Source organism: Shewanella sp. GJ50-10 (assembly GCF_055808815.1).
In genome coordinates this window covers 1028342-1041055 of the sequence record NZ_JBVVSS010000001.1, presented here as the reverse complement: position 1 = coordinate 1041055, position 12714 = coordinate 1028342, and the positions used below count along the sequence as shown (strand labels likewise).

Genomic DNA, 12714 nt, shown 5'->3' with positions numbered 1-12714 from the left:
GATATTTAATCTAAAGAAAAATCCCCTAAATCGAGTTTCTCTTCTTTTTCTGATTCAGGTTCAAAATCCAATTGCGGATTAACTTCTGCTTGTTGTTCTTTTATAGCTATTTGATGGGCTTTATATTTTGCATATTGTCTGCGACGTTTACGCTGTAGGCAAAGACGAATAATATTATGCTTTTGTGCATCACTAAAATGCAGCCAATTAAATCGCTCATCTCTATTTCGAAGACAACCCGCACAATAACCACGCGCATCAGTTTGACACACGCCTATACAGGGACTTGGTACTTCGAGAAAACTGAGCTGTTCCATAGCCTCACTATTTATTGGTTAATTATTATTCTAACTTAGCACTAAATTATCGAAAAGGCATATTCATCTTTGCTGATTTATCAAATAAATCAGCATGTAAGATCTGCTAAAATTGGTTTAGACGACAAAATTACATTAAGCTATTTAAACAACACTGCAGCTATACCCTTAAATTTATAATCAATTTGCTGCTTTAAACGTTGCTGACCATCAGCCATTTATTACCATACTGAATATGATTGATGGACTGCGCGACTTATGGAGATTGCCATGCTATTAAGATCACTCATGCTGTTTTTGGTCATACTTTGCTTAAGCGCTTGTAAGAGCACCAACAGTAACTCTGACTACGATACCAAATATGATTTCAGCCAACTTGAAAACTTTCATTTTATTGATACTCCAGATCAAGGCGATCAACTCAGTGCAGAACGTATTCGCGCTAACATTAGAACCACCCTCACCGCTAAAGGATTTATTGAACAGGAAGAGCAAAGTGATTTCTTGGTAAGCTATGCATTTTTAACTAAAGATAAACCAAAGAGTTCAGGGCTTTCTATTGGCCTCGGCACAGGCACTAGCGGTAGCCATGGTGGTGTCGGAGTTGGCACCAGTATGGGAATTCCAATCGGTAGCGATAGTGCTAAAATTCAAGTGATTCAAATTGATGTTATTGATGCTAAAGAGAACCGATTAATTTGGCGTGGCACTGACGAGTTTGATTTCGAATCTGGAGGCGACGAAAAGGTTGCTGAAACAAGTAAAACTATCAGTAATATATTGGCCCAATTCCCTCCTGTGCCTAAAGCCAATTAGCTTAAACGGCTAGACTAACGGTCGTTAAATTATATGATGCAAAAAGAAAAGTCCGCATAGAGCGGACTTTTTTGTATCTCAAACTTATGGTTTAAGACTTATAATTTAAAGGTTTACTAATGACCTTCTGCAAATAAGTAATTTAACCAACCTTGCATACGCAACAAGACTTTTCGAATAATCGACACATGAGAGAAATGTTCAGTATAAATTGCAGATTGCCCTGCAACGCCAGCCGGCAGTGTAGACAGTAATTCGTTTTCATCTTCCAGTTCGATAAGCACTAATGCTCTACCACGCTTGAACAAGTCATCAGAAGAACGAAGTGAGCCGCCAAATTGCAGTTCACCTTCTGCCATTGCTGGTAATACTTTCACAACGCGGCCTTTATGAACCACTCCAGGCATCGCATCTAAAATCAACTCAGCTTCATCGCCCTCTTTTAAACGCAGTAAAGAGTTTTGCCAGAATGCGCCGGCAAAATAGCGGTCCTCATCTGGTATAAACGTCATCGCTGGGCGCAGTGGAATAGGCACAGCCATCACACCAGGACGCAAAGCCATTTGAGTAACAACGCCATCAACAGGCGCTTTTACTTCTGTACGATCAAGATTAAATTGAGCTTCATCGAGTTCAGCCTGAATAACAGCAACATCAGTATTCACCCCATCGATATTTGACTCATAAGCAAGGCGGTATCGAATCTCATCAGCTTCTGCAGCCTTAAATTGTGCTTCAGCAGAAAGGTAGGTTTGACGCTTGTTATCTAACTCAAGTTCAGAAAACGGTGAGTTTTTACCGCCCTTACGTTTACCTTCATCGTAACGTTCATAGGCAGACTTTGCTCTATCACGATTAGCCTCAGCTTGAGTGACTTTTGCAATAGCACTATCCCATACAGCCTTTAATTGCGGTACAGCTTGTTTGGCGTCTTCTAAAGCAGCTTGCTTTTGCTTCACAGCAGCAATAAATGGTGTTGGGTCAATTCTAAATAATACATCACCTTTTTTAACCGGAATGTTCGGCTTAACATTGACTTCAACAACTAACCCACGCACAGCTGGGTTAATAGGAATAGAGACAAAGTATTCACGCGCGAAACGGGTGTATGGATGGTTATAGTTCATCAGTACCAATAACGTACCAATCAATACTATCCCACCTAAAACGGCTGTCGGTACCGTCCATTTATTTAATGGGATTTTGAATATTTTGAATACCGCCACACAAATAGCGGTGTAAGTTAAAATCAGTAGCAGATCCATAATTACGCCTCTTGTTGTGGTGAGTTTTTATCAGACGGAGCAGTGGTTGATGAAGCACTTGTCGCTTCAGCACTTTTGGTATTATCAGTCTCAGCAGAAGGTGACTCTAATTGGCTCAACCTTTGGTTAAGGTTATCTACTTTTTCCATCAGCTCTTTTACTTCGCCTTCAAGAACGAGCTCGCGTTTTTTGCCATTACTAAATCCCCAACCTCTGTCTTCTCGATATAAGGTTGCCCAAATCCATAAAAATGGCCAAATTGCGTGCAAGGTGAATAAACTGACCCAGCCAGCAATATGCAATGCATCTTGTTGAGGGTGATTACGCTTTTTAGCAATTTCGTAGGGAATATCATGAATTGCAATCACACCGTAAAAAATCACTAGTGCTACAAAAAACAATAGCCCTAATGCAAAATAATCCAAAAACATATAACTCTCCTATTAAAGGTAAAGCATTTGAAACTAAAAACGCCTTAAACCAAAGCGTCTCTTTAGCAAATAAAACAACACAAACCCAACCTCAAGATAACATACAGGCATCAATAAAATAACTGTAAAACACTGTTTATTCGCTAAAAAAATAACTCTTTTCACGTGATCTTTTACACACTTATAGGCTTTGCTAATCAATCAACTGCGAATAGAAGATAAAATATTGTAGTGACTCCCTACAAGCTTCCTAACAAGGTAAAACAATGAACGCTCATACTCCTTTCAACTTTGGTACCGCAGGTACTGAAGGCTCTATTAAAGCTATGCTGCTAGGTTGCGGCGAACTCGGAAAAGAAGTTGCCATTGAACTACAACGCTTCGGCATTGAAGTCATTGGAGTTGACCGTTACCCCAATGCACCCGCAATGCAAGTTGCCCATCGATTCCATGTGGTTAACATGCTAGATGAAGTCGCGTTAAAGGCTGTAATTGAACTTGAAAAACCGCATATGGTTATCCCAGAAATTGAAGCTATTGCGACCCAAGCTCTTGTCGAGCTAGAAGCCACTGGCATTAATATTATTCCAACAGCCAAAGCGACTCAGCTGACAATGGACCGAGAAGGTATTAGACGCCTTGCAGCAGAAACCTTAGGGATCCCAACGTCACCATATTTCTTCTGCGATACATTAGCTGAATTTAAAGCCGCAATTACAGAGATTGGCTTACCTTGCGTTGTTAAACCTGTCATGAGTTCATCAGGCAAAGGTCAGAGCGTGATTAAGACCGAGCAACAAATCGACCAAGCTTGGCAATATGCCCAAGAAGGTGGGCGCGCAGGTGGTGGACGAGTGATTGTTGAAGGATTTATCGACTTCGATTATGAAATCACCTTATTGACGATCAGTGCAATTAACGGCATTCACTATTGCGATCCTATTGGTCACCGTCAAGAAGATGGGGATTACCGCGAATCTTGGCAACCACAAGCAATGTCCGACAAAGCTATAGCCAAAGCACAACAAATTGGTGAGCAAGTCGTTAAAGCTCTAGGTGGATTTGGCCTATTCGGTGTTGAACTATTTATTAAAGGCGATGATGTTTACTTCTCAGAAGTATCACCACGGCCACATGACACCGGGCTAGTCACGTTAATTAGTCAGGATATCTCTGAGTTTGCCCTGCATGTTCGAGCTATTTTAGGTTTGCCTATTACCGATATTAGACAGCACGGCGCCAGTGCTTCAGCAGTGATTCTAGCGGAAGGTCAATCGAACAATATTCGCTATCAAGGCGTTGAAAATGCGTTAGTAGAATCAGACACTCAAATAAAACTATTTGGTAAACCTGACATCGATGGACGCAGACGATTAGGTGTTGCCCTTGCAAGAGATAAAGATATCGACTCATCAATTGCCAAAGCCAAACGTTCAGCGGCAGAAGTTAAGGTTATTTTCTAAGTTAACTTTACGTCTTAAAAGAAACTGGTATTTATAAAGCTACGGCTGCTTATAAAGTAAAAAGCCTAACGGTAAACGTTAGGCTTTTTTGTGCTTGTTTTAATTACAGTGACTAACTTCAAAGAGCTAAAGCCAAATGCAATGAAACTAGCAATTAAACTAGCAATTACATCACTAGTTAACTTGATTCACTGGTGAGTGGTTTAAAAATTGCTGCACATTATTGACAGCTATATTCAAGAGGTTTTGTCTCGCCTCAATAGTTGCCCAAGCGATATGTGGGGTAATCACGATATTATCAGCAGATAATAATGGATTATCATCACGAGGTGGCTCAGTAGACAGCACATCAACTGCGGCGAATAACCGCTGTTGATTTAACGCTTGTGCTAATGCCTTTTCATCAATCAAACCACCGCGTGCTGTATTAACCAGCAAAGCGCCCATTTTTAACAAAGATAGACTTTCACGATTAATCATTTTATCGCTAGCCTCATTTAACGGGCAATGTAATGAGACGATATCTGATTGTGCCAGCAAACTCGTAAGTGGCTGCCAAGTGATGTTATCTGGTAACCCTGTCTTTTCTCGACCGCTAGTGATAATCACCTTCATATTGAACGCGAGTGCTAATTTAGCCACTTGTTGTCCAATATCACCGTAGCCCACAATGCCTATGGTTTTTCCTTTGAGCGACATTAATGGTGATAAGGTGAAACAAAAATCCCGAGAGCTGGTCCATTGACCTTGTTTAACTGCGCTGTCATGCAAAGACACTTGTTGCGCATGCTGGAGGATTAAAGCAAATACCATCTGTGCAACTGCATCAGGGCCATAAGCAGGTACATTGGTCACCACAATATTCCGCGCTGTAGCCGCTTTCATATCAACCACATTGGTGCCTGTAGCTGTTACACCAATATACTTAAGGTTTGGACATTGCTGCATAACCGTATCAGTAATTAATGCTTTATTAGTGAGAATAATATCCGCTTGTTCACAGCGAGGAATGATTTGTTCATGATGACTATGCTCAAAAACCTCAACATCACCTAGCTTTGATAATGCAGCCCAATCAAGATCTCCAGGGTTTAAGGTATAGCCATCAAGTACAACTATTTTCATGTTCGGTCACCTATTTAAAATTTAACCTCTAAACCGACATTGGCTTGTCCTTGCCACATGACATCAGCTGAAATATTCCAGACACATTCGTTAGGGCCACAAAAGAATGTGTTATCTGAGTTCACAAATGTCGCATAGCCTCTCACATCGGCAAATAAGGCCACTTGCGGAGTAATTTCATATGCCGCACCACCGCCAAAAGCCATAGAAAAACGCGTTTCTGAAGAATAATTGCCACTAGGACGCATATGAGTCGCCCCCACACTGACAGTTACATATGGTTTAAAGTTGCCATTGGGGAAATATAAACTACCGCCGACATGAAAATAATCAACATCGAGTTCATTGAAAATCTCATCACTAAAAGCACCATTTCTCAAGTCTGTGGCTTGCGTACTGTAGAGAAAATAGATATTGCCAGGATCTTTTGTCGTGGTACCAATCATCACGCCATAGTGTTCTGACTCTGAAACTTTTAATTTACCGCTTTCATCGGTATTGGGATTTGAAATATCAAATTCACTGCTGCCAAAACTATAGCCGCCGAATGGTGCGACATAAATTTCAGCTTGGGAAGAAAAGGAAACAGCGGCGGTAGTGACAATAGTAACGAAACTAGCAATAGCGGTTAATTTCATGTGTAACTCCATATACAACAAACAATCATCATTAGAATAGCTCGAGTCATTTTTTCGAGCTATTTGTTATTTTTAAGATTGAAAACCTTTAACGCATCCCTCTAGATGTTTTTACCGTTTCATAAGCAGACTGAATGTCTTGTGCTTTCGCTTTTGCAAGCTCCATCATCTCTTCAGGGAGACCTTTAGCAACTAACTTATCTGGATGATGCTCATTCATCAGCTTACGATAAGCCCGTTTAATTTCCTGATCGCTTGAAGACTCTTGTTTACCCAACATCGAATAAGCATCATCAATTTGCATGGTATTCCCACGACCAGATTGATGATGATGAAACTCTGCTTGCCAACGATTGAGAAGCGCTTCTAAATGAGCTTGCCCTAACCCTAACTCTTTGGCAACTGTAGATAATATTTGTTTTTCTTTACTGTGTAACTCACCATCAGACAAGGCGGTTTGAATTTGAATTTCCAAGAACATCTGCAGAATTTCATTTCGACCTTGGGTCATCGTACGAAATTCTCGAAGGGTTTGTACTAAATCAAAATCAGCATCACGACCTTTTCTGAAAGCGGCTTGCGCATCTCTTCTAGCATCACCGGTTAACTTCATTTGATCCATCAGCATGGACGCAATACGAATATCCACATCGGTAACATGACCAGAAGCTTTAGCTACATGGCCCATCACAGTAAATGTGGTATTGAAAAACTGAGCTTGTCTTTCTTGGCCTTTACGCAGCATGTCGGCAAAGCCGGCGCGCTTATCAAATAAATGTCCTAGCCATAGTCCAATGAGGGCGCCAAAAAACCTGCCAAACATAAAACCAATGATAGAACCGAAGAACTTACCCCAAATACGCATCAAACTTCCCGCTAAATAACACCAAGACGCTCAAATGATAATGGCATCTTGGTTAAATGAATTCATTAATGACTTTTAAAAACCGCTTAAGGCTTTTAATAACCCGCTAAAGGCTCTTAATAATCGTTAAAGGCTTTCAATAACCCGCTAAAGGCTTTCAATATAATCTGTTAATTTCTCTAAACGCTCAACCGTGCCAACATCACACCAGTAGGAAGCACTATAGCCTCCAGCAATTTTATGTTGCGATATTTTTTGCCTTAAAATCGGCCCTAAGGCGCTTTTACCTGGCGCAATATCAACAAACATTTTTGGATGGTATATCCCCATACCTGAATAAGTGAGCTTATTGACAGTAGATTCTGTTAACTGATTATCAATAATAGCAAAATCTCCGTCAGGATTATGCTGTGGATTATCAACTAACCATAAAAAAGCATCTAATTCTGAATTACGCTTCATTACTGTTTTAGCATGCTCTAAATCTGGCAGTTCATCGATATAAATGTCGCCATTAATCACCAGAAAAGGCTCAGTACCCAGTAGTGGGATGGCTTGTTTTATTCCGCCAGCTGTTTCTAAGGCTGTTTCTTCAACGCTATATTGAATACTTAATCCCCAGCGACTGCCATCACCTAAGGTTTCAGATAGCTTATGGCCTAACCAAGCACTATTGATAATAACGTCCTTAAAACCTGCTACTGCCAACTTTTCTAAATGGTAGACAATTAACGCTTTACCCGCCGCTTTAACCAGAGGTTTAGGTACCAAGTCTGTTAATGGCCTTAAACGTTCACCACGCCCTGCAGCCAAGATCATAGCCTTCATTGATTACCTCTTTTTAAAACAATTAATTTATTGATATATAAAGATAAAGCTTTTTGGTTTATCCATGCAAGAATAAGCAAGCTTTCTATTAAACCTCAGATATTTTGCTTAGCACATTTTGCTCTACCCATTTCCCAAAAGCTTCTAGCTGTGGGTACAAAGCAGCAACTTCAATGATATAAGTCAGGGTTAACGGAATATCTTTTAAATATCCAGCTTTGCCATCACGATGGTTTAACCGAGCAAATATACCTGCAGCTTTAACGTGTCTCTGTAAGCCCATTAAATCAAACCAAGTCTGATATTGATTAAAAGTTATACCCTCAGAAATTAATGCGTGTTGCCGACATAGGGTAAAGTGTTCGCGTTTTAATACATCAATGATCTCAGTAGGCCATTTTATATAACAGTCTCTGAGTAGCGACACCGCATCATAAGTAACAGGCCCTATAACCGCATCCTGAAAATCAATCAGCCCTAAACCATTTTCTACCACTAGAATATTGCGACTATGAAAATCACGGTGCATGCCTATGCTTGGTTGTTCAATTGCACTTGAAGTCAGTACATTAAATGCATTCTGGATAAGCGCTTTATCAGCTGGTGATAAGGTCAAATTTAAATGCCTTATTAATAACCACTCAATAAATATCTCAAGCTCCCGCTCAACAAACTCTCGATCATATACTGGTAATGAGCCCTCTTCAGTAGCTGTAATCTTGGCCACTTGAGGCAATAAAGACAGCGCTTGTCGATATAATCCCGTTACAGTTTGTTCATTTAATTGATTTAAAAGCTGCTCATCACCTAAATCTGACTGCAGAACAAAACCATTTATATCATCTTGGGCAATGATTTGCGGCGCAATCAAACCAGCCTTGTTATAGGCTTGCGCCATATAGATGAAAGGTAAGATAGGCACCAGCTTAATGGGTGAATCTGAGACTATATAAGAGTTTGCTAAATGTTTTACCCGAAAATAACGGCGAAAACTGGCATCCCCACAAATAAGTTCGATAGACACATCTGTCTTGAAATATTGACTTAACCAGTTCCTTAGTAAAATAAATCTTGTATCAGATAAACTCATCTCAATGGCTCTTATGGGAAAATTGCTTTATTATAGCCAACATAACATTTGGAAACAGCTAAAGATAAGTTGTTAGCTGCGGCTTTTTTTCGATTCATTTTGTCTAGACTAAGAATTCATAATCATTAATTAAAATGCAGATCCGCTACTTTCTGGCATTGAGCCTGTTACCTAACCTAGTCTCGGCACAAGAACCCTCTGACACAGAAGCGGTTGAGCTTCATTGTGTGATTAACCCTCCGGTTTCTAGTTCTATTGACGAGCGTCAACAAGTCCCTAATTTAACAGCAGAAGATATTGTGATTATTTCTGATCGCTCTGAAGCTGCTGTGGGTGATAAAGCACATTTCTCTGGTAACGTTAGTTTCAGTCAAGGCACTCGACACATTAGTGCTGACGAAGCTATCTTGGACCAAAAGAATGAACAACTAGATGCTAATGGTAACCTCATATTTTCAGATGAGATGTTCACCGTTACCGCTGACTCACTTAATGCTCAGATGATTTCTAATAGCGCCACCTTAAATGGTGCCCAGTATTGGCTACATGGCCAACAAATACATGGCGATGCTGAGCAACTCAAAATCACTGAGCAAAATAATCTCGAATTACGAAATACCAACTTCACCACATGCCCTGTAGGCGATAATTCTTGGCTATTAGAAGCGGAAGAAATCCGTATTGATAGTACAGAAGAGTGGGGGGAAATTTGGGAAGCTAAAATACGCATAGCTGGTGTACCTGTAATGTACGTCCCTTATATGACAATTCCTGTGTCAGATAAGCGTAAATCTGGATTTTTATTCCCAGACTTTAGTACTAGCACCACCAATGGTGTTGAAGTCAGTACACCATATTATTGGAACATTGCACCAGAGTACGACTTAACGTTTACTCCGACATATATGTCGTCACGGGGTTTTTACGCTAAAACAGAGTTTAGATATTTAGCGGGTGAAGACCAAGACGGTCAGCTTAACCTAGAATACTTAGCTAATGATGACAAACTCGACAATAGTCCAGACCGTTATCTTTATCACTGGCGCCATCAAGGCTCAATTAATGAGAATTGGCGAGTACTGGCAAACTTTACTGATGTTTCAGATAATAACTATTTCAATGATTTAAGCTCTGATGTCAATCGCTCTACCGATAATCAGTTATCCCGTGTGGGTGAAATTAATTACTTTGAGAAAGATTGGGACTTCGGCATGAAAGTCCAAGATATTAAAGTACTGGGTGAAGATGAAGTCCCTTATCAAGTAATGCCTCAGCTTAACTTTAATTATCAAACTAATAATTTCTGGGAAGGGTTAGATTTTAAATTTAATTCTGAATTGACTAATTTTGAGCATAAAGAAAACGAATATAATACAGCTACTCGTCTGCATATGGAGCCTAGCATCACTTTGCCAATTCAGGGCCCTGCAGGCTCGTTAACCAGTGAAGTGAAATTACTGCAAACCCAATACTGGCAAACTAATTTCGATGATGACAGTGAACTTGAAGACTCTGTCAGTCGTACTATTCCTCAAGTGCGCTTACACGGACAAATTAACTTTGAGCGTGATACACACTTATTTGATGCTGATTTTAGACAAACTTTAGAGCCTCAATTCCAATACCTTTATGTTGGTTATGAAGACCAAGATGGCATTGGCATATATGACTCTGCTCAACTTCAAGAAGATTACTTTGGTCTATTCAGAGACAGACGTTACTCAGGTCTTGATAGAATTGCTGATGCAAACCAAATGACATTAGGTGTAACAACCCGTTTATTTGACGATGCTAACATCGAAAAGCTTAAAGTCAGTATTGGTCAAATCATTTACTTCCAAGACAGTAAAATTAATTTTACTGACGAAAATGTTGAGGCCGCGCCTTCAACCTCTGTGCTAGCCGCAGAAATTGATGCCAATGTATACGAAGATTGGTTTATAAGCGGTGCAGTGCAATTTGACACTGAACATGGCGATACTAAGAAAAGTGAAGTGACATTAGATTTTCGTCCGAGTAATGATAAATTACTTCAGTTCAGTTATCGCTATGTACCTGATTTATTGAATACCAATACCAACGACCGAGTTGATATTTCACAAGTCGGTATGCGCACATCATGGCCAATAAGTGATGACTTATATTTTGTGGGTAATTTCTATTACGACCTTAACGAGTCTCGCAGCATTGAAACCTATACCGGCGTTCAATACGAGTCATGTTGTTGGGCGATGCGTTTAAGTTATCATTACCGCATTAAAACCAACTATGATGATGATTTAAACCCTAGTCTTGATACTAGAGAACAATTTGAGAGTGGCGTATACCTCAACTTTATTATTAAAGGTTTAGGTGGTTCTGGTCCTCTCGGTGTTGAAGATATGCTAAACGAAGGATTATTTAACTATCGCAAACCACTTTACTTAAGCAATTAGCCATCATTTATACATCATTTGTGATAGATTGCTGAACCTAGTGGAAAACAAATAGTCCTATTAAACGTTAACAACACTATTTTGGCGACAGTGCCAACAATAATTAGAAAATTTAAGTGCCAAGGATTCTGTGGATGAAACACTGTAAGAAAATGATTTTTGCTTTATTTACTCTGGCTGCAAGCCAAGTATCGATAGCCGCTCCCGTGCCATTAGATAGCGTTGCCGTTCAAATAAATGAAGGCATCATACTCGAAAGCGAAATCAGCCATATGGTCACTTCGGTTAAAGCCAATGCAGAAAAAGCCGGCCAAGGTTTGCCTTCTGATAACGCCTTGCGTACTCAGGTTATTGAACGTTTAATTTTAACTCATTTACAATTACAAATGGCTGAGCGGATCGGCTTATCAATTGGTGATTTACAATTAGATCAAACCATCGAAAATATTGCTAAAGAGCAGCAACTGACCGTGAGTCAAATGCAGCAGCAAATCGAAAGCGAAGGCATGAGCTTTGGTCAATACCGTGAACAGTTACGTGAAGAAATCACCATTGGTGAAATTCAACGTATTCAAGTTCAACGTCGAATTCAAGTATCACCTCAAGAGATTAATAATTTAGTTAAGATGATCCAAGAACAAGGCTTAAAAGATGTCGAGTTCCAAATTGGTCATATCTTAATTGAGGTGCCTAGTAACCCTACAAGCGAACAACTTGAAGCTTCAAGCAAGCGTGCCAATATCGTATTAGATCGTTTAAAAGACGGTGAAGACTTTAGACGTACCGCCATTGCCTCTTCTTCAGGACCAAAAGCGCTTGAAGGTGGTATTTGGGATTACATGAGCATTAATGAAATGCCGACTCTATTCGCTGAAGTAGTAACAGATGCAAAAAACGGTGATGTTATTGGCCCAATTAAAAGTGGTTCAGGTTTTCATATCATCAAAATTATGGATGCCCGCGGCTTACAAACTCAAGAAATCAGTGAAGTACGCTCACGCCACATTCTGTTGAAGCCCTCTCCGATCCTTTCAGAAGACCGCGCAAAGGCGATGTTAGAAAATTTCTTATCTCAAATTCGTTCAGGTGAAGCCGACTTCGCCGACCTTGCTCGTCAATATTCAGAAGATCCAGGTTCAGGAGCAAAAGGTGGTGAATTAGGTTGGGCTGAGCCATCGGTTTATGTTCCAGAATTCGCGCAAACACTTAACAGTTTAGAACTATATGAAATCAGTGAACCATTCCGTACCACTCACGGATGGCACATTGCTCAGCTTGAAGAAAAACGTACAACTGATGCAACCGATCAGTTTAATAGTAACCGAGCTCACCAGTTGATCTATCGTCGTAAATTTAACGAAGAACTACAAAACTGGTTAGATGAAATGCGTACAGAAGCTTACATTGAAGTTTTTGAACCAGAGAGTACTCGAGGTTAAGC

At 40.1% G+C, this 12714-nt stretch carries 12 protein-coding genes; 4 read left to right on the top strand and 8 right to left on the bottom strand.

Annotation, left to right across the window (positions count from 1 at the left end):
- Positions 1 to 5 precede the first annotated feature (5 nt).
- Complete coding sequence (locus AC0L4E_RS04320; RefSeq protein WP_473678157.1) at positions 6 to 317, bottom strand: DUF1289 domain-containing protein; 312 nt, start codon at positions 315 to 317, stop codon at positions 6 to 8.
- Between the two features lie 270 nt (positions 318 to 587).
- On the opposite strand from AC0L4E_RS04320, the gene AC0L4E_RS04315 reads away from it, so the two are divergent.
- Positions 588 to 1133 carry a DUF4136 domain-containing protein gene (locus AC0L4E_RS04315; RefSeq protein WP_473678156.1) on the top strand — a complete coding sequence of 182 codons (546 nt, stop codon included), beginning with the start codon at positions 588 to 590 and terminating at the stop codon, positions 1131 to 1133.
- Positions 1134 to 1249: 116 nt separating this feature from the next.
- Here AC0L4E_RS04315 and AC0L4E_RS04310 read toward each other — a convergent pair whose 3' ends face one another.
- Together AC0L4E_RS04310 and AC0L4E_RS04305 are read right to left on the bottom strand one after the other, a co-directional pair.
- Entirely contained in the window at positions 1250 to 2398 is a 1149-nt protein-coding gene (locus AC0L4E_RS04310) for an HlyD family secretion protein (protein WP_473678155.1), read from the bottom strand.
- A gap of 2 nt (positions 2399 to 2400) precedes the next feature.
- The gene (locus AC0L4E_RS04305; protein ID WP_473678154.1) at positions 2401 to 2829 is read right to left on the bottom strand and encodes a DUF3302 domain-containing protein; all 429 of its coding nucleotides are present in this window, start codon (positions 2827 to 2829) and stop codon (positions 2401 to 2403) included.
- 266 nt (positions 2830 to 3095) lie between these two features.
- Between AC0L4E_RS04305 and purT the strand changes: the two genes are divergently transcribed.
- Positions 3096 to 4292: a formate-dependent phosphoribosylglycinamide formyltransferase gene (purT, locus tag AC0L4E_RS04300; RefSeq protein ID WP_473678153.1), complete on the top strand. Its 1197-nt coding sequence runs from the start codon at positions 3096 to 3098 to the stop codon at positions 4290 to 4292.
- Between the two features lie 174 nt (positions 4293 to 4466).
- Here the strand turns inward: purT and AC0L4E_RS04295 are convergent, their stop codons facing one another.
- From AC0L4E_RS04295 to AC0L4E_RS04275, 5 genes are all read right to left on the bottom strand, one after another.
- The gene (locus AC0L4E_RS04295; RefSeq protein WP_473678152.1) at positions 4467 to 5417 is read right to left on the bottom strand and encodes a D-2-hydroxyacid dehydrogenase; all 951 of its coding nucleotides are present in this window, start codon (positions 5415 to 5417) and stop codon (positions 4467 to 4469) included.
- Positions 5418 to 5431: 14 nt separating this feature from the next.
- Entirely contained in the window at positions 5432 to 6055 is a 624-nt protein-coding gene (locus tag AC0L4E_RS04290; protein ID WP_473678151.1) for an outer membrane beta-barrel protein, read from the bottom strand.
- Between the two features lie 88 nt (positions 6056 to 6143).
- Complete coding sequence (djlA, locus tag AC0L4E_RS04285; RefSeq protein ID WP_473678150.1) at positions 6144 to 6920, bottom strand: co-chaperone DjlA; 777 nt, start codon at positions 6918 to 6920, stop codon at positions 6144 to 6146.
- 147 nt (positions 6921 to 7067) lie between these two features.
- The gene (murU, locus tag AC0L4E_RS04280; protein WP_473678149.1) at positions 7068 to 7748 is read right to left on the bottom strand and encodes an N-acetylmuramate alpha-1-phosphate uridylyltransferase MurU; all 681 of its coding nucleotides are present in this window, start codon (positions 7746 to 7748) and stop codon (positions 7068 to 7070) included.
- An 88-nt stretch (positions 7749 to 7836) separates the two neighbouring features.
- Complete coding sequence (locus AC0L4E_RS04275) at positions 7837 to 8772, bottom strand: aminoglycoside phosphotransferase family protein (protein ID WP_473678148.1); 936 nt, start codon at positions 8770 to 8772, stop codon at positions 7837 to 7839.
- Positions 8773 to 8972: 200 nt separating this feature from the next.
- On the opposite strand from AC0L4E_RS04275, the gene lptD reads away from it, so the two are divergent.
- Both lptD and surA read left to right on the top strand, forming a co-directional pair.
- Positions 8973 to 11273 (top strand): LPS assembly protein LptD, encoded by a 2301-nt coding sequence (gene lptD, locus AC0L4E_RS04270; protein WP_473678147.1) that lies wholly within the window; start codon positions 8973 to 8975, stop codon positions 11271 to 11273.
- Between the two features lie 134 nt (positions 11274 to 11407).
- Positions 11408 to 12712 (top strand): peptidylprolyl isomerase SurA, encoded by a 1305-nt coding sequence (gene surA, locus AC0L4E_RS04265; protein WP_473678146.1) that lies wholly within the window; start codon positions 11408 to 11410, stop codon positions 12710 to 12712.
- The last annotated feature ends 2 nt before the right edge of the window (positions 12713 to 12714 follow it).

Coding starts and splice junctions, on each gene's coding strand:
- AC0L4E_RS04320 (WP_473678157.1), bottom strand. CDS start 317: ATGGAACAGCTCAGTTTTCTCGAAGTACCAAGTCCCTGTATAGGCGTG.
- AC0L4E_RS04315 (WP_473678156.1), top strand. CDS start 588: ATGCTATTAAGATCACTCATGCTGTTTTTGGTCATACTTTGCTTAAGC.
- AC0L4E_RS04310 (WP_473678155.1), bottom strand. CDS start 2,398: ATGGATCTGCTACTGATTTTAACTTACACCGCTATTTGTGTGGCGGTA.
- AC0L4E_RS04305 (WP_473678154.1), bottom strand. CDS start 2,829: ATGTTTTTGGATTATTTTGCATTAGGGCTATTGTTTTTTGTAGCACTA.
- purT (WP_473678153.1), top strand. CDS start 3,096: ATGAACGCTCATACTCCTTTCAACTTTGGTACCGCAGGTACTGAAGGC.
- AC0L4E_RS04295 (WP_473678152.1), bottom strand. CDS start 5,417: ATGAAAATAGTTGTACTTGATGGCTATACCTTAAACCCTGGAGATCTT.
- AC0L4E_RS04290 (WP_473678151.1), bottom strand. CDS start 6,055: ATGAAATTAACCGCTATTGCTAGTTTCGTTACTATTGTCACTACCGCC.
- djlA (WP_473678150.1), bottom strand. CDS start 6,920: ATGCGTATTTGGGGTAAGTTCTTCGGTTCTATCATTGGTTTTATGTTT.
- murU (WP_473678149.1), bottom strand. CDS start 7,748: ATGAAGGCTATGATCTTGGCTGCAGGGCGTGGTGAACGTTTAAGGCCA.
- lptD (WP_473678147.1), top strand. CDS start 8,973: ATGCAGATCCGCTACTTTCTGGCATTGAGCCTGTTACCTAACCTAGTC.
- surA (WP_473678146.1), top strand. CDS start 11,408: ATGAAACACTGTAAGAAAATGATTTTTGCTTTATTTACTCTGGCTGCA.